Here is a 17,631-nt window from a genome sequence, read left to right as displayed (position 1 = left end):
GCTCCTTGAAAGGCTCTTTACTGCGGGGCCATTTCTAACAATCTTTCAAATAGGGATATCAAGGTTGCGGCGGCGTCAGCAGCAACCGGCCGCTCATGCCTGCCAGCAGCTCGCCATAATGACCGTCAATAACGGCAACCGCTTTCACCGACTGGCTCAGGGGGTCAACTTTTGCCGCAGTATAAGCAAGCTTAACCGGATAGGTTCGGCCGGTATCTTCGATACTCACTTCAAAGGCATAACCGGGCACCAGCCAGCTTAGCCAACGTGAAGGCACGATAAATTCGAGTTCCAGCGCACTGTCGTCGATAATTTCAAGCAAAGGTTGCCCTGCCTGTACAAACTCCTGCTCACGCACCTTTTTTTCACCGATTACACCGGCATAAGGCGCCTTGAGCGAACAGCGCTGAACGGTCGCATCCAGATAGGCAACATCAGCACGCGCCTTGTCTACCTCAACCTTGCTGTTGTTGAGCTCGACACTGCCGATAGCATTCAACTCAGCCATCCGCTGACTGCCTTTGTAGGTGTTTAGTGCCCCCGCTAGTTGAGCGCGGGCCTTCTGTAGCTGAGCGGCTTGAAGCGCGCAGTCGAATTTGATCAGCAACTGCCCCTGTTCGACCCGCTCCCCCTCTCGCACAGGGCTCTGGTCTATTTTGCCACCCAGTTCAGCCGACAGCATGGCATAACGCGCCGGGCTCAACTGAGCCCTCAGCTCACCCTGATCAAGCGCATATTCACTCTGCGCTGCTGCCGGCAACGGAAGCGCCAGCAGCAGTATCAGTCGCACGAACCGCATGTTGATTGCCATAAGATTATTGCGCCGGCTCAGCCTCGGCCGGGGTATTCACCATGGCCACCATTTCAGAGACATCTTGCTCCAGCCAGCCACGGATCTGGCCCTGCAGTTCATGCAGGCTGGTAGTATCCAGACTGTTCAGCTGAGGTTCGAGACCGATACTGGCCTGCAGACGCCCGAGCGATTCCTGCACCTTTGCCATGGCCTGATAGCGACGCAGCTCACTAAGAATAGTGGTGACATTGGCAGAAATGCGGGCCTGCTCACCAACCATATTGCTCTGGAAACGGCCGCGCACCACCTCTTCCAGCTGGGCATCGACCTGATAGATCTGGTCGGCACGACCGAACTGGCGCAGAGAGTCGTTGTACTGATGGCGCGCAAGGTGAACCTGTGTCAGCACAGACATTTGCAGTGCCATGCGTCGAGCTTCAGCCAGGGTTTCATTGCGCTCTGCTGCCTTCATGCGGCTGGGAGCGGCAATCAGGTTGAACAGGTTATAACTGACCTTGACGCCGGCAGCGCGCCACTGTTCATCAATCAGGTAACGGTCATTATCGTAGTAACCGCCATATTCGAAACTGATGCCCGGCAGCAACTTCAACAACGCCTTACGGGTATCCTGAGCCGCGATACGGGCATTGAAAAACTGTTCGCGCAGATCAGCGTTCTGCACCAAAGCGCGAACTTCCAGCTGCTCAACATCCACCGCCAAGGGCTTGGCATGCGCTGCCGGCTCCTCAAGCTTGAAGCGGGTACCGGGCAGCAGACCGATCAGGTTAGCCAGTTCAATGCGGGCACTGGCCAGCTCACGCTCAACACTTTCAAGCAGACGCAGGTTTTCCAGCAGGTTACGCTGATAACGCAAGGACTCATCCGGTGCACGCACTCGCTCATCCGCCAGCTTCACCGAGTCCTGTAGCGCCTTTTCAGCATCACGGATGGTTGCACCAACGCGTTCGCTGAGTTTTTCTGCGGCCAGGGCACGCCAGTAGGCGGTACGCACATTCTGCATCAGCGTGTGCATTGCCTTACGACGTTTTTCGTTGGCAATCAGAAGCTTGTCGGCATTCTGCTTGGCGGTGTAGTAACTGGCACCGAAGTCCAGCAAATTCCAGGACAGGACCAGATCAGCGGTTTCATGTGTTTTTTCAGACGACACATCCACTGTACTGAGGTCAGTATCCAGATTTTCCGGGTCAGTATAAGGCGCCGAATAGCGGCTACCATAGTTGTCCCGCCAGCTATAACCGGCGCTGGCCATCAAGCGAGGCAGCATGTCGTACTTGCCGGCTTCCAGCTCACCAGACGCCAGAGACTGCTCCAGCATGCGTACGCGCTGATCCAGGTTGTATTTGAGCGCCCGGGCAATCGCCTCCTCCAATGAAATGAGTTCACCGTGCGGTTCCATCTCGGCAAATGCGAGCTGTCTGTCACTTGCATTGATCCGATTCATATCGGCCGCACTGAAATCCGTTGGCGTAATCGCACATCCAGACACGACAGTAACACCCGCCAGGACCAGAACCCGTCCCAAGGTTGACGCCTTCCCAATCATTGAATTCTTACCTTTCCTGTAAAAAGTGGATCCATATTTGTTGTTATTGCGCGACTTGGCACTGCTCAAGGCCATGAGCTTTCAACTGAAACACATGTGGAGAAGCAGCGGCTCAGAGCAGTAGCTGCGAAAAGAGGCTGCGCCGTCCCTGTTGCAGTCCAGTGACTGATTATCAGATTTTCAATTCAATTCCGTTATCAATCTGATACAAAAACGCCGAATCGCATTGAAACAATCGTTGGATACTATCGTATGAGGATCGGGTAATCCACCTGCATAGCGGGACTGGGTGCTTCAGGATGCTTCAGGTCAAAAAAGCACGGGAGGGATCGCAACAAACGTTACAAAATTGATCGCGCAAGCGGTTCTACTTAATCACTCACCAGCTGTTGCGCCAGTGCCACTAACGTCTGGTACCCATACAGTTGGCGACGCCACTCGGAGGGAATGGCCTCCAGGCCATAGTAGGCACCTGCCAGTTGTCCGTAGATCGCTCCCACGGTGTCGGCATCCTCCCCAAGATTGACCGCCTTGAGCATACCCTGCTCGAAACTGTCACTGTGACTGAATGCCCAAAGCGCCGCTTCCAGCGAATCGATCACATATCCGGTGGCACGGATCGCAGGCGGCTCACGTTCCAGAAAAGACCCCAAACAGACACCAATCACCTCGGCATCCAGCTCAGGCAAGAGTTCTGTCAAAAGGGGGCTTTGCCACACATCTGCGAGACTATGCGCCGTGATTGCCGCTTTCAGCATCAGGGCAAATGCCTTGTTGGCATCCAGGCACCGGGGATCGGCATGGGTCAGGCGCCCATGCTCTGAAGCCAGACGCAAGAGATCAGGTCTCTGCCAGGCATGGATAACGATGGGGGCGAGCCTCATCAGGGTCCCGTTACCGGCCTGATCCAAGGATTCTTCACCGGCAAAGGGGTCAGCCGTGCGCTCATAACGCAGCAGCGCACTGCGAGTACGATGACCGATATCGAAACAGCGGCCTGTTGACGAGCAGTAGCCTTCTCGAAACCAACGCACAAATCGCTGCATTTGGTCATGGGGGTCAAACCCTCGACAATCCAGAAGGCTGTATGCTGTACACAGTGCCATGGAGGTATCGTCAGTCCAGTATCCGGCCGGCAGATCATGAGGGCCTCCATCTCGAAATCCGGTCAGAAGGTCAAAGCTGCCGGGCGGCATGAACTCCACACTGGCACCCATTGCATCTCCAATTGCGAGACCTGCCAGCATACCTGTCAGTTTGTCTTGCATTCAGACCCCCTCGTGATATGCGTTCACTCACTGTGCCATCTGATAACGCCGATGCAGAATCGCCACGCGCTTAACATAGGCCTGGGTTTCTGCATAGGGCGGAACACCGCCATATTCCTGCACAGCTCCCGGACCGGCATTATAGGCAGCCGTCGCCAGCCGTGTATTCTTGTTATAACGCTCAAGCAGCATCGCCAGATAACGCACGCCACCATCAACATTCTGCTCAGGATCAAATGGATTACTGACACCCAGCTCGGTTGCGGTCTGCGGCATGAGTTGCATCAGGCCCTGCGCCCCGACTCGCGAACGCGCCTGCGCATTGAATGCTGACTCGGCATGGATGATGGCACGCACCAGTGCCTTATCGACGCCATGGCGTGCCGCTATGTCATCTATGGTTTCGCGGTAGCGATCCGTGAACAGCGGGGTCGTCTCCCAATTGACACCGGAATCGACTGTGCAGGCGAAGCAGTCAAAACGTATGACTTCATATTTAACGCCTGCAGGCTTCTCATCACTGAATGACAGCACACCATTGGCATTACGGTACTTGTAATAGGTGCTGACCACCTCAGCCTTTTGTTGAGGGGCAATATTGGTGTATTCAACCCGACCGTCCGGGTGTTCAACCCTGCGCACCTCAGCTTCAGCCGGTATCGCGGTTAACATTATGACGGCGAAAAAGTACGGAAGATAATCTCGAAACATGGCAACTGACAGGGTTTCAAATCCATTTTGAGGAGCATTCTAGGCGTCTGCGATGCTAAATACTGCCACAGGCCACAGGTTTTTGCGTAATGCTTGATCAAATGCAGTTTTCAGAACAGCCCACTCTGCCTGAAAAACCAGCCAACAGCCCCAACAAAGCCGCCATCGCGCAAGAAACATACAGACAAAAATGTATAGATGTTTTCCCCCCTTCATTGCGATACACTCACCCCTGTTTTTGCAGAAGTTCTAAGGGCTCTTAACCAATGGCACGACGCACCAAGGCTGAAGCCGCCGCAACCCGTGAAGCACTGATTGATGCGGCCGAAGAGATGTTCATGGAGCACGGTGTGGCGCGCACCTCGCTGGAGCAGATCGCCCGACATGCCGGCATGACACGCGGCGCTGTCTACTGGCACTTCAAGAACAAGGCTGATCTTTTCCATGCCATGCTTGACCGTGTCCACCTGCCCTTTCAATACCTGTTCGATGAAGTCGATTCTGCGATTGCCGACAGCTGTCCACTGGAAGCGATTCGTCAGGCCTGCATCAAAGGCTTTGCCAGAGCAGAGCTGCCGCGTAACAAACGTGTGCACTTTATCCTTATGTACCGTTGTGAATTTTTCAGCGACATCGACCCTCAAGCGATGCAGGAAGAGATCTCTGGCGACATCTCTCAGGTTCTGCTGAAGTACTTCCAGCTTGCCGCCGAGCGCCAACAGCTGACCACTCTGTCACCGGAAGCCGCGGCAGATCTGTTCCATGCGACCCTTTCGGGCCTGTTCTACGCCTGGCTTCGCCATCCTGAGCGCTACTCCCTCGAAGCTCGCGGCACCATCATGATTGAAGACCTGCTGAGTCTGCTAAGGAGCGGCTGATCTGCTGCCATTGGTGCAGCCTTCCTGCATATCCAATAACAGCCAGCCTTTCCCTCTACTAAAGCCAGAAAGCATTCGAGATACAACGAAAAAGGGCCGATGATTCACCGGCCCTTGAAAAGCTCTGCGCGTCAATGCGCTTCCACCACACCCCGCCTGCGACTGATCCAGTCGGAAACCGATGCAATCATGGCGTAGAAGGTGGGTATTAAGCAGCTGCCAATGATCGCCACTGACGCCATTCCGACCGAGACTGCAGTCCCGATGTGATGGCTGCTGGTGTCACTGGCTCCGGTGGCCAATGCCAGCGGCAACGTTCCCAGAATAAACGCCAGCGATGTCATCACGATCGGCCGGAATCGCAACTTCGCGGCCGTTACCGCGGCTTCCCGTATCGACTTACCCATCTCGCGACGTTGCAGCTCAGCAAACTCGACGATCAGGATGGCATTCTTCGCCGCCAGCCCCACTACCACCAGCACACCGATCTCCACATAGACACTCACTTCGAGGCCTCGCATCATGATACCGCTGATGGCACCGAAGAAGGCAAAAGGCGTAGCCGTCAGTACCGCCAGCGGCAAGGACCAGCTCTCATACTGAGCGGCAAGGATCAGGAACATCATCAGAATGCCAAAGCCAACAGCCAGTGATGCGGTATTCCCCAGTGTGGTTTCCTGATAGGCAGTCCCTGTCCAGCCCATTCCCCAGTCATCACCGAGTGTCTGCTGAACCACTTCCTCCATGGCGGCTATTGCCTGACCCGAGCTGTACCCCTGTGCCGGACCACCCTGGAACTGCGCCCCAAGATAAACCCCAAAGCGCGATACGACCGCTGGCCCCGTCTGGCGTTCGAGGGTCACGAACTCGGACAGCGGAATGCGTTCTCCGCTATTGCTGCGCACGAAAATGGTGTTGAGGTCATCCGGCTTCTGACGATACTCATCCTCATTCTGCAGATAGACCTGGAAGTTTCGGTTCTGGTAACTGAAGAAATTGACGAAGCCATTGCCCAAAGTATTCGACAAGGTGGCGTTCAGGTCTTCCAAAGCCACGCCGTAACTCAACGCCTTCTGGCGATCGATATTGGCGCGATAGGATGGCACGTTGACGTTGAATGTCGTGAATACACGATTCAGGGCCGGGTGCTGGTTGGCAGCCTGCATCACTTTCAGTGACGCCATGTAGAGTTCTTCCGAGGAAGCGCCGGCATAGGACTGCAGATAGCCGGTAAAGCCACCGGTCGTCGACAGCCCACGAATTGGCGGCATATTGAACGCCATGGCACTGCCTCCAGGTGTTTTCGCTCCTATCTGCATGACCTGCCCGATGAGCTGATCCACGGTCAAGTCACGCTGTTCCCAGGGCACCAGACTGATGAACATGATGCCTCGCGCATTGTTCACGGCGCTGCTCAAAATATCGTAGCCCGCAACCGCAGCCACATGCGCCACACCCGGAATCGCCTGGATCTGCTGACTGACTGCATCCATATAACGACTGGTCCGATCCAGCGAAGCGGCATCAGGCAACGAGATGCTGGCCAGAATGATCCCTTGATCGGTCTGGGGCACCAGCGTCGTTGGCGTGCTCTGGTACATCCACCAGGAGCCTGCGCTGAATCCTGCCGTCAACAGCAATGCCAAAACCCAGCGACGCACCAGAATATCGACGAGCCGAGTATAGAATTCGGTAACAACATTAAAGCCCTGATCAAACAGCCGCAAAGGTGCATGAAGGGCACGCAGGAAGCCATTTGCCTTGTTGCCCGACTTGTGATGCTTGATGAACACCGCCGACAACGCCGGTGTAAATGTCAGCGCCATCAGTGCCGAGAAACCGACCGATATGGCGACGGTGAGGGCAAACTGTTTATAGATCTGACCCGTAAAGCCACCGAGAAACGCCACCGGGATAAAGACGGCGGCCATGATCAGCGAGGTTGCGATGACCGGGCCACCCACTTCTTTCATGGCTCTGACTGTAGCTTCTCGCACACTGATATTGGGATCATCACCCAGCACACGCTCAACATTCTCAACCACCAGAATGGCGTCATCCACGACGATGCCTATCGACAGTACCAAGGCAAACAGCGTTAGCAGGTTGAGCGAGAAATCGAACAGATAGAAGCCGGCAAAGGTCGCAACCACCGACACGGGCACCACCGACATGGCGATTACGGTAAAACGCCAGTTCTGCAGAAACACATACAGAATGACACCCACAATCAGGAAGGCCTCAATGAAGGTCTTCACCACAGTATCGACCGACTCAGTGATAAACAGTGTGGTGTCATAGGGGACAACAAACTCCAGCCCCGGCGGGAAGCGATCGGCCAGCTCAGCCATCTTGCGCTTGACCGCATCCGCGGTTTCGAGGGCATTCGCTCCCGGCTGCTGGTTGATGACGATCGGGGTCATACTGGCGCTGTCGAGACGGGCATCGATCCCGTAGAAAGACGCCCCCAGTTCGATGCGGGCCACATCCTTCAGCAGCAGCGCAGAACCGTCCGCATTGGTTCTCAGGAAAATATTGCGAAAATCATCAGCACTGGACAAGCGCCCACCGGCGGTGACCGTATAGGTGTAGGCACGGGGATCGCTCTGCGGAGTTCCGGCCAAACTGCCTGCCGGTACTTCCGTGTTCTGCGCACGAATGGCTCGCGCCACTTCAGTCGGCGTCAGGTCGTATTGCGCCAGCTTTTCAGGATCCATCCAGACACGCATGGCAAACTCGCCGCCCCCCAGCACCTCGGCCGCACCGACACCCGGCAGCTGGCGCAGCTCATCAAGAACATTGAGGGTGGCATAGTTCTGCATGTAGATGTTGTCGTAATCACCTTCCGGCGAAATCAACGCCATCAGTACCAGAATGGAGCTGGAACGCAGTTCAACGGTAACCCCCTGTGCCTGAACGGCTTCGGGCAGCTTCGACAACGCGCCCTGTACACGGTTGTTCACGTTAATAGTGTTGGTATCACCGTTCGTGCCAATATCGAAGGCCACTTCAAGGTTCATTAGACCGTTGTCGGCGCTGGTCGAGGTCATATACAACATGTTTTCGACGCCGTTGATTGCCTCTGCCAGCGGGGCTGCCACCGTCTGTGCGACGGTTTCAGCATTGGCACCCGGGAAACGCGCCTTAACCGATACACTTGGGGGCACAACACTGGGATACTGCTCGATCGGCAGCACACGCAAGCTGACAATGCCGACCAGAGTCAGAATAATCGCGATTACCGTTGCGAAAATCGGTCGACGGATGAAGAAGTTGGAGAAACTCATGCGCCGCTGCCCTCTCGGCCAGCCGAAACGTCAACCGCATTCGGTTTGATTGGCGTACCCGGCTTGATACCGGAGGGGTCTCCTGTGACGACAGTGTCGCCCGACTCAAGCCCTTTAATGATGATCTGCAGATCCCCTGCCAGCTCACCCAGCTCAACACTGCGCGCCCTTGCCTTGCCTTCTGCGTCAACCACGAACACCTGAGGCCCCATGAGCCCCTGAGTCACCGCAATTTCAGGCACCGCTATCACGTTGTAGCGCATCAGGCCTTCAATACTGACCCGGGCAAACTGTCCTGGCAGCACCTGAGCATCCGGGTTGGAAAAGGTTGCTGACGCCTGAACGGTACTGGTGCGCTGATCCACACGCACATCGAGAAAGTCCAGCGTACCCTGCAGGCGAGTTGCCGGCTGACCACCAACGCCACTGATCTCCAGACTGGCACGCACCTGGTTGTGCTCATCCAGTTCCAGCTGGCTGCGCAGCTCCAGAGCATCCTTCAAAGGCACCTGAAAACGCACTTCCAACGGGTCCAGTGGGGTCACGGTGACCAGCTCGGTACCGGGATTGACCAAATTACCCAGATTCACCTGACTCAGGCCAATTCTGCCATCCACCGGCGCCGTTACCCGGGTATAGCCCAGGTCGATGCGCGCACTGGCAAGCGCTGCTTCAGCTTGAGCAACACGCGCCCTTGCTACCTGCTGTTCGGCCAGCGCCTGGTCATACTGCTGGCGGCTGACCGAGTTGCGCTTGAGCAGCGACGCGTAGCGCTCTGCATCACGCCCCGCACGCGCCAGCTCGGCTCGCGCACTCTGCAGGTCAGCATCACGCTGTTTGACCTGAGCTTCGTAATGTTCAGGCTCAATGGTGTAGAGCAACTGCCCCTTGCTGACCTGATCACCCTGCTCAAACTGGCGCGATTCCAGGGTACCGGTCACCCGAGCAACCAGCGTGACTTCATTATCACTGCGCAGCAGGGAGGAATAGGTTTTGTCCAGTGTGATATCACGACGCTCGATACGAGAGACATCCGTCGTCACTGGCGGCAACGGCCGAGCACCTGCGGTCGCAGTGTTGGCTTCATCACCACATGCCACCAGCACAATCGACATGCAGGCCAAAAAGAATACGCGCCCTTGAGTAGCTAAGGTTTTCATCTAATAAATCCTGATGATTGGAAAGCAAAGTCAAATTTTACATTCATACATGTATGGATGTAAATTAGACCAGTATTCAATTAATCCCGTAGCACCGGGCTCCTGCATCCCGCTTACAGCATTGGACCCTGACCTGAAGCAATGCAACCCCTTCCCGCTTCAGCGATTCTGTTTGACCCTTAAGGGTGACACTTTGGCAATCTGGACGCTTAATGATCTCTACGGAAACGACTACCATCAAACGAACCCTGACCGGCCTTGAGCTGCAGGTCGGGACGCGCTTGCCTTGGTCGCTATACAGCCCCCAGGGAACACTGTTGTTGACGGAAGGCACCCTTATCTGCAGCGAAAAGCAGATCGAAAGCCTGCTCAACATTCAGGCCCACTACTACAAACAGGTAAACCCCGCCCCTCTGGCAGCCTCAAAACCCGCTAAGGATGACGCCCTTAAAGTCAGCACTTTCGTCATTGTGCATACGTTGCTGGAACGCCTTAATGCAGCCTTCGAATTACGAAACCAGAGCGAGGCAAACAGCGCGTTTATTCGTCGGATCATGCAGCTGGTATTTGATATTCAAGGCGTGTGCGAAGAAAACCCGGACGCCATGCTCGGCACCATGCAGCTGATTGTTGAAGCACCACACGGACTGGTACACCCTCTGCACGCAGCCCTGATGTGTGAAGTCGCGTCCTGCAGAATGGGGCAAGGCCCCCTTGAGCGCTTTCCAGTAGTCGCTGCCGCCCTCACGCATGACCTTGGGATGTACGATATTCAGCAGGCGCTTTTCGAACAGTCTTCTCCACTCAGCGATGAGCAACGCCGCATCATCAACGAGCACCCGCAGAGAGCCCACGACCTGCTGAAACAGAAAGGCGTCACCGAACCTCGATGGCTGCTGCCGATCCTGCAGCACCACGAACGCATTGACGGCAGTGGCTACCCTGCAGGCTTGTGCGGCGACGCCATCTGCCGTGATGCACGCTTGCTTGCGATTACCGATTCTTACTCGGCGATGATTCGTCCTCGCGCCTACCGCGATCAGGTTTTGCCACGCGATGCATTACGCGAAATATTCCAGCAGAGAGGCAACACCATCGACGCGACCCTTGCGCGCCTTTTCATTGACGTAATGGGAGTATTCTCACCCGGAACACTGGTGAGGCTGACACGCGGCGAATTGGCCCTGATTACCGGCCGTGGCGACAACCTGAACCAACCCACGCTGGCCGTCATTACCGGCCCTCAGGGGAAAAGACTCAACGAACCCAGATCAATGACTCTTGAAGACAGCAGCGAGATCAAGTCGATCCTGTGCATTCAGGATCACGCCGAGTTGATTGCCATGCTGGGGCATATATGGCCTGAGATGACGCCGATTCCATCAGCCGCTTGAGGGTACGCCCGGCCAGCTGTCAGGCACCAGAAACATCCGCTCAGTCTCGACCCAACCACAGGGAGTCTGGCTCAAGTGTGCCAACAGACATGCCCTGCCACTCTGTATCACGCCCATCGCAGCTTGCTGCAATCCATCTTCAGGCGGCACCTCAGACTGTCGCCAACAGGCCAACCAGTGCGGCTTTTGCAGCACCACCCAATCATCTCCGCTCGATAAGGCTGCCTGGCTTGCATAACGCCAGCGCCCACGTTCATGCCCGGGATCAACCTGCTCGGGAGTCTGGAGTGTTTCAGTATCGGGGTAGAACAGATAACCCGGCATGAAAATGCGAGGCACGGGGGGCCTTTGCAGTCCCATCGATTTCAGCACAGGCTCGGCAGCCGGCTGTGCTGCCAGTTGGGCCTGGTGTTGCAACAGCCGACTCGTCTTGAGGTCCAGGCGATCACGGCTGTTGGGACCATACCAGCGCGCACTCCCTGTCTCTTCACCAACATGACCAAGATAGAACTTGATGGCTATTTCGTGATGCTCCACCTCATTCGTGTGCGGGTTCAGCACCAGAAAATCCAGCTCACCCAGAGTACGCTGCTGATCGCGAATCTGCACATTGCGCGCTATCAGCGTCCAGCCGAGCAGCTCCGTCAACACAGCGGCATAGAGCTGTTCAAAATAGAGCCCCAAACGTGGAGACGCCGGTTGCTGCAGCGACAACGGCATGGACTCGGGATATTGATCCCACTGGGTGAGCCGCTGCAGGTAGTCACCCGGCAACCACTCCTGCGGATCAAAACTCAAAGCCCCACGGTACAACTGGCGGGCCTGACAAAGCCAGGCCAGGTGTCGAATGACAGGCTGCCGGAAAGCGCAGATGTCAGCGCTGGCGTTCATAGACACTGAGACTGACGGCCGTACCCAGATTGAGCGATTCGATCAGTCCCACGCCGGGAATCGTGAACGCACGGGCATTCAGACGGTCAAGCTGGTCACGGGGCACACCACGCGCCTCGTTGCCGAACAGGTAACAGTCACATGCCTTGAATGCATCGGCGCTGAGCGGTTCACCCTCCATATCGAGACAGCCGATTCGACTGAAGCGCTCCCCCAAACTCTCCAACGGCACGTCGAGCTCCAGCGGCACATGAAAAATCGCGCCCATGCTGGCCCGAATCACCTTGGGGTTGAACGGATCGACACTGCCGGGACTGAGCAGGCAACGATAACCACCGAACCAGGCCAACGTTCGCAGGATGGTGCCCAGATTACCCGGGTCCTGAATCTCGTGCAGATAGAGTGCAACTTCGTCTCGGGCGGACTCAGTGCGAATAGCCCCCATCGGCAGTACCGCGACAATTCCCTGAGGGCTTTTGGTCGCACTGATCGCGCTCATCTGCTTGCCGGTGACTTCATGAACCTTCAGCTCGGTCTGCCAGTTAGCATACTGCTCGGTCAGATAGAGCTCGGCGGCCTTGAGACTCGGCTGGCTAGCCGCAGCCTTCTGCAGTTCCAGCACCAGATGCTCGCCCTCCACCAGGCAGCAGCCTGTCTCGGTACGGTATTTTTTCTGCTGCAGCTTTTTGATCAGATCCAGTTTCATGCCTGCCTCGCCCCTGTTTAAGCCCGGCATTATAGCCTTGCCCCCCGGGGAAGTCAGTCGGCCCTTGGCGCGCGCACCTGCCGACACGTACAATATGCAGCTCAGTCACAATGATGGTTTTTGCACACTATGGCCCGTTCCAAAAGCAGTGCCCGCTGGCTCAATGAGCATGTCAACGATCCCTTCGTCAAACAGGCCCAGAAGGACGGATACCGTTCCCGTGCCAGTTACAAGCTGCTGGCACTGAACGAGAAGGACAAGCTGATCAAGCCCGGCATGCTGGTCATTGATCTGGGCTCTGCACCGGGCGGCTGGTCACAGATTGCTTCCCAGCTTGTTGGAGAGAAAGGCAAAGTGATCGCCTCCGACATCCTGCCGATGGACGCCCTGCCGGATGTGGACTTCATTCAGGGTGACTTTACCGAGGAGAGCGTCTTTGACGAGATCATGAGCGTCATTGACGGTCGACCTGTCGACGTTGTCATCTCCGATATGGCCCCAAACCTCAGCGGTGTGGCGGCAGCGGATCAGGCGGGCTCTATCTACTTGATCGAGTTGGCACTGGACATGGCCCAACAGGTACTCAAGCCCAAGGGTTCATTTGTTGCCAAGGCGTTTCAGGGCGAAGGTTACGAGGAGTTCGTCAAACAGGTACGTGAGCACTTCGATACGGTCCTGATCCGCAAGCCCGAAGCCTCTCGCGCCCGCTCCCGTGAAGTCTACGTCGTCGGCAAGGGATTCAAGGGCTAGCCCCATAGACCTCAGAGACAAAAATGCCGCAGTGATACTGCGGCATTTTTGACAGAAGCAGCCCAAAACCATCAATCGATACGACTCATTCGCACCTTGGCAAAACCGCTACCTTTTTCCAGAGTTTTATCATCAATGATCTTCCAGGCCTCTTCCTTGTTTTTGTCCTTGAACACCAGGTAACGACTGCCACCGCTCTCGCGCACGAAAATCTTGTCCATTCCAGTTCGCTCACCGTCCGACTCAAGATAGTCACCACCAATCACGATACGGTTATTCGGCATCAACTCACTCAAGTTAACCCCCACGCTGGACACTTCGACCTTATAAGTACCTTCAAAGCCATGACCACAGCCCACCAGAATCAGGGCAAGCATGGAGATCAGCAGCAAACGCATTTTTTTCATCGTATCTTTCCTTGTTGACAAGTAATCCTGCATCAGAAGCGCAGCGGCAGGGAAATTATGCCTCAATACATCCGAATCAACACCACGCCGGCGATAAGACAGAGCACACCCAGAATGCGACCGAGATTGATCTCGTGTTGCGGAAAGGTCGCCCAGCCGATGTGATCAAGAATCACCGACATGATCAGTTGTCCGGCCACCAAGAGCGCCACCATGGTGGCCGCTCCGATGCGCGGTGCCAGAAAGGCCCCCGTCGCTACAAACAAGGCCCCCATGAAACCACCGGTCCAGGCCCACCAGGGCGCCTGCCTGAGCTCGGTCGCAATCGGCCAGTTGTAGCGCATCGCCAGCACCACACCGAACAGTGCCGCCGTACCTACGGCAAAGGAGATCCAGGAGGCCCAAAGCGCACCATTGCTGTGCAGTGCCAGCGTGCTGTTTACTCCCGCCTGCATCGGCATCATCATCCCGGCTACAAAAGCCAGCGCCAACCAGAAGTAGAGCATTGAGCCTCCTTTCATCGGTTTATCGGCGGGTCAGGTAGACACCGCACTCCAGGTGATCGGTATACGGGAACTGATCGAAGATCGCGAAGCGTTCCACCTTGTGGGTCTTGCTGATCTGCTTGAGATTGTCGTGCAGTGTTTCCGGATTGCAGGAAATGTAAAGAATATGCGGATATTCACAGATCTGCTCGACGGTGTGCTCATCCAGCCCACAGCGCGGCGGATCAACCAGCACGGTGGTAAAGTCGCACTCTTCCAGCGCCAGCCCCTGCACCTTGCGGCTGGTCTTTTCACCCTTGAGGATCAGCGACAGGTCTTCAGACGGCATACGCAACACGTCGATATTGTCGATGCCATTTTCCTGGATATTCCACTCGGCGGATCGGACCGAAACCTTGGATATCTCGGTGGCCACTACACGGCGGAAATTCTGCGCCAGCGGTAGCGTAAAGTTGCCGTTACCGCAGTAGAACTCAACCAGATCACCGCCGGCATGCGCGGTGGAATCAATTGCCCACTCGATCATCTTTTCGCAGACATGACCGTTGGGCTGAGTGAAACCGTTCTCGGTTTGCTGGTAGCGGTAAGGACGGCCATTGATATTCAGCTCTTCCACGACAAAGTCTCGATCCAGCAGGATTTTCTGCTTTCGGGCACGACCGATGATGTCGATATTGAACTGCTCGCGCAGCGGCTTCACCCGCTCGATCCACTCGTCATCCAACTGACGGTGATACAGCAAGCTGACCAGCAACTCTCCGGACAGGGTGCTGAGGAAGTCGACCTGAAACAGCTTGAACCGCAACACCGGGTCGGGTCGAATGACGTCCAGCAACTTGAACATCATGTCGTGGATCCGCTCGGACACCATCGGACAGCTATCCAGACGTACCGGAGTACGCTTATCGCCGTCAAACATGACGTAATAGAGGTCATCTCCTTCGTGCCAGGTACGAAACTCGGCGCGCAGGCGATAGTGCTCCGGCTGCGAAGTGAACACTTCGATTTCGGGCAGATCGAACTCGGCGAACTGCGCTTCGATACGGGCTTTCTTGACCGCCAACAAGGCGTCGTACTGTTCAGGCTCCACGCGGGGAAGGGCCATCGGCTACCTCTGTGTACTTTAAATCAATCGGAAGAATCCATTTGGGCGGCGGATTTTAGCACAGGCGCCAGCAGCCTTCATTCGGCGATCAATCAGGCGTAGAATGATGCCCTTTACTTTTTAACCGACTCAGAGCCAACGATGTCCGACAGCAAGCGCAAGATTCTCGTTACCAGTGCCCTGCCCTACGCCAACGGCCCCATTCATCTGGGCCATTTGGTTGAGTATATCCAGACCGATATCTGGGTTCGTTTCCAGAAGCAGCGCGGCCACAACTGCACCTACGTCTGTGCCGACGACGCCCACGGTACGCCGATCATGCTCAAGGCCGATCAGATGGGCAAAAGCCCGCAGGAACTGATCGACCAGGTCAGCGCCGAGCACCAGCGCGACTTCGCCGGCTTCATGGTCAACTTTGACAACTACTACTCCACCCATTCCGAAGAGAATCGCCACTTCTCTGCGCTGATTTATGAGCGTCTGCGCGATGCCGGCCACATTACCCGCCGCACCATCACCCAGGCCTACGATCCGGTGAAGAACATGTTCCTGCCGGACCGCTTCATCAAGGGTGAGTGCCCCAAGTGTGGCGCCAAAGATCAGTATGGCGACTCCTGTGAGGCCTGCGGAGCAACCTACCAGCCCACCGAACTGAAGAACGCCTACTCTGCCATCTCCGGTGCCACTCCGATCGAGAAGGAGTCCGAACACTTCTTCTTCAAGCTGGGTGACTTCGAAGAGTTCCTGCGCAGCTGGGTCAACGAGCATGTACAGAGCCAGATGATCCACAAACTCAACGAGTGGTTCGAGTCTGGTCTCCAGGAGTGGGACATTTCCCGCGATGCTCCCTACTGGGGCTTCGAGATTCCAGACGCTCCGGGCAAGTACTTTTACGTCTGGATGGACGCCCCGATCGGCTACATGGCCAGCTTCAAGAACTGGTGCGACAAGAATGGCGTCGACTTCGACGAGTACTGGAACAAGGACTCCGATGCCGAGCTGTACCATTTCATCGGCAAGGACATCGCCTACTTCCATACCCTGTTCTGGCCAGCCGAGCTGGAAGGTGCAGGCTTCCGGACACCGACCGGCGTTTTTTGCCACGGTTTCCTGACCGTCAACGGCCAGAAGATGTCCAAGTCTCGCGGCACCTTCATCATGGCCGAGACCTACCTGAAGCACTTGCAGCCGGAATACCTGCGTTATTACTTCGCAGCCAAGCTGGGTTCCGGCATCGACGATATCGACCTGAGCCTGGATGACTTCCGCCTGCGCGTCAATGCTGACCTGGTCAACAAGGTGGTCAACATTGCCAGCCGTTGCGCGGGCTTCATCAAGAAGAAATTCGACGGCATGCTGGACAGCACACTGGCCAACGAAGCCCTCTATCAGGAGGCTGTTGCCCTCGGTGAGGTCGTCGCTGATGCCTACGAGAAGCGCGAGTATGGCCGTGCCATGCGCGAGATCATGCACCTTGCTGACAAGGCCAACCAGTACATCGATGCGGCCGAGCCCTGGGTTATGGCCAAGCAGGAAGGCAAAGAAGCCGAAGTGCAAGCCAGCTGCACCATGGGCATCAACCTGTTCCGCGTCATCATCAGCTACCTGGCCCCCGTGTTGCCGGAAGTGGCCGAAAAAGCCTGTGAGTTCCTCAACATCGACACGCTGGCATGGGATGCCGTCAAGGAACCTTTGCTGGGACACCAGATCAACAAGTTCAAGCCACTGATGCAGCGCGTGGACGAGAAAGTGATCGAAGAGTTGATCGAAGACTCCAAACAGAGCCTTCAGGCACAGCCTCAGGTGCAGTCATCCCAGCCTGTAGCCGAAACCGAGCTGAGCAAGGAACCGATCGCCGACACCATCGAATTCCCTGACTTCGCTAAAGTGGACCTGCGTGTCGCCAAAATAGCCAAGGCCGAGCATGTAGAAGGTGCCGACAAGCTGCTGCGCCTGACACTGGATCTGGGCGGTGAAACCCGCAATGTGTTCGCCGGCATCAAGTCTGCGTACAAGCCTGAAGACCTGGAAGGCAAGCTGACCGTGATGGTTGCCAACCTGGCGCCGCGCAAGATGAAGTTCGGCATGTCCGAAGGCATGGTGCTGGCTGCCGGACCAGGTGGTAAGGACCTGTGGATTCTGGAGCCGCACGAAGGCGCTCAGCCGGGCATGCGTATCAAGTAACACAGCGCCTACCTGACTGAGAATGAG

15 protein-coding genes are annotated in these 17,631 nt (G+C 56.1%); 4 read left to right on the top strand and 11 right to left on the bottom strand.

Going from position 1 to position 17,631, the window contains the following annotated elements; genetic code table 11:
• Positions 1-58 precede the first annotated feature (58 nt).
• The 4 genes from LN244_RS06040 to LN244_RS16430 all read right to left on the bottom strand — a co-directional run bounded on the left by LN244_RS06040 (position 59) and on the right by LN244_RS16430 (position 4,267).
• Positions 59-799: an efflux RND transporter periplasmic adaptor subunit gene (locus tag LN244_RS06040; protein WP_239041947.1), complete on the bottom strand. Its 741-nt coding sequence runs from the start codon at positions 797-799 to the stop codon at positions 59-61.
• Positions 800-815: 16 nt separating this feature from the next.
• Complete coding sequence (locus tag LN244_RS06035; RefSeq protein ID WP_239041946.1) at positions 816-2,357, bottom strand: TolC family protein; 1,542 nt, start codon at positions 2,355-2,357, stop codon at positions 816-818.
• A gap of 371 nt (positions 2,358-2,728) precedes the next feature.
• The gene (locus LN244_RS06030) at positions 2,729-3,625 is read right to left on the bottom strand and encodes an ADP-ribosylglycohydrolase family protein (protein WP_239041945.1); all 897 of its coding nucleotides are present in this window, start codon (positions 3,623-3,625) and stop codon (positions 2,729-2,731) included.
• Between the two features lie 27 nt (positions 3,626-3,652).
• On the bottom strand, positions 3,653-4,267 hold the full coding sequence (locus LN244_RS16430; RefSeq protein ID WP_275424709.1) for a lytic transglycosylase domain-containing protein: 615 nt from the start codon (positions 4,265-4,267) through the stop codon (positions 3,653-3,655).
• A 335-nt stretch (positions 4,268-4,602) separates the two neighbouring features.
• Between LN244_RS16430 and LN244_RS06020 the strand changes: the two genes are divergently transcribed.
• On the top strand, positions 4,603-5,214 hold the full coding sequence (locus tag LN244_RS06020; RefSeq protein WP_239041944.1) for a TetR family transcriptional regulator: 612 nt from the start codon (positions 4,603-4,605) through the stop codon (positions 5,212-5,214).
• Positions 5,215-5,345: 131 nt separating this feature from the next.
• Here LN244_RS06020 and LN244_RS06015 read toward each other — a convergent pair whose 3' ends face one another.
• On the bottom strand, positions 5,346-8,501 hold the full coding sequence (locus LN244_RS06015) for an efflux RND transporter permease subunit (RefSeq protein WP_239041943.1): 3,156 nt from the start codon (positions 8,499-8,501) through the stop codon (positions 5,346-5,348).
• A complete protein-coding gene (locus tag LN244_RS06010) occupies positions 8,498-9,661 on the bottom strand; it encodes an efflux RND transporter periplasmic adaptor subunit (RefSeq protein ID WP_239041942.1) in 1,164 nt (387 codons plus the stop codon). The genes LN244_RS06015 and LN244_RS06010 overlap by 4 nt, the downstream gene beginning before the upstream one ends.
• A gap of 212 nt (positions 9,662-9,873) precedes the next feature.
• On the opposite strand from LN244_RS06010, the gene LN244_RS06005 reads away from it, so the two are divergent.
• Positions 9,874-11,055: an HD-GYP domain-containing protein gene (locus LN244_RS06005; protein WP_239041941.1), complete on the top strand. Its 1,182-nt coding sequence runs from the start codon at positions 9,874-9,876 to the stop codon at positions 11,053-11,055.
• Here the strand turns inward: LN244_RS06005 and LN244_RS06000 are convergent.
• On the bottom strand, positions 11,044-11,946 hold the full coding sequence (locus tag LN244_RS06000) for a DUF1853 family protein (protein ID WP_239042371.1): 903 nt from the start codon (positions 11,944-11,946) through the stop codon (positions 11,044-11,046). The two genes, LN244_RS06005 and LN244_RS06000, sit on opposite strands and share 12 nt — an antisense overlap.
• Positions 11,930-12,652, bottom strand: a complete 723-nt coding sequence (locus LN244_RS05995; RefSeq protein ID WP_239041940.1) for a TrmH family RNA methyltransferase — start codon at positions 12,650-12,652, stop codon at positions 11,930-11,932. The genes LN244_RS06000 and LN244_RS05995 overlap by 17 nt, the downstream gene beginning before the upstream one ends.
• A gap of 129 nt (positions 12,653-12,781) precedes the next feature.
• Between LN244_RS05995 and rlmE the strand changes: the two genes are divergently transcribed.
• On the top strand, positions 12,782-13,402 hold the full coding sequence (gene rlmE, locus LN244_RS05990) for a 23S rRNA (uridine(2552)-2'-O)-methyltransferase RlmE (protein ID WP_239041939.1): 621 nt from the start codon (positions 12,782-12,784) through the stop codon (positions 13,400-13,402).
• 71 nt (positions 13,403-13,473) lie between these two features.
• On the opposite strand, the gene LN244_RS05985 is transcribed toward rlmE, so the two are convergent.
• The 3 genes from LN244_RS05985 to trmA all read right to left on the bottom strand — a co-directional run bounded on the left by LN244_RS05985 (position 13,474) and on the right by trmA (position 15,420).
• Positions 13,474-13,809, bottom strand: a complete 336-nt coding sequence (locus LN244_RS05985; protein WP_239041938.1) for a hypothetical protein — start codon at positions 13,807-13,809, stop codon at positions 13,474-13,476.
• 62 nt (positions 13,810-13,871) lie between these two features.
• Positions 13,872-14,315, bottom strand: coding sequence for a DMT family transporter (locus LN244_RS05980; RefSeq protein WP_239041937.1), 444 nt, complete (start codon positions 14,313-14,315; stop codon positions 13,872-13,874).
• Between the two features lie 19 nt (positions 14,316-14,334).
• Entirely contained in the window at positions 14,335-15,420 is a 1,086-nt protein-coding gene (trmA, locus tag LN244_RS05975; protein WP_239041936.1) for a tRNA (uridine(54)-C5)-methyltransferase TrmA, read from the bottom strand.
• Positions 15,421-15,561: 141 nt separating this feature from the next.
• On the opposite strand from trmA, the gene metG reads away from it, so the two are divergent.
• The gene (metG, locus tag LN244_RS05970) at positions 15,562-17,604 is read left to right on the top strand and encodes a methionine--tRNA ligase (RefSeq protein ID WP_239041935.1); all 2,043 of its coding nucleotides are present in this window, start codon (positions 15,562-15,564) and stop codon (positions 17,602-17,604) included.
• Positions 17,605-17,631: the final 27 nt, after the last annotated feature.

The sequence above is a fragment of the Marinobacterium sediminicola genome (genome assembly GCF_022343685.1).
GTDB lineage: Bacteria > Pseudomonadota > Gammaproteobacteria > Pseudomonadales > Balneatricaceae > Marinobacterium > Marinobacterium sediminicola.
The sequence above is the reverse complement of the archived record's forward strand: the minus strand, read 5'-3'. Positions and strand labels throughout refer to the sequence as shown.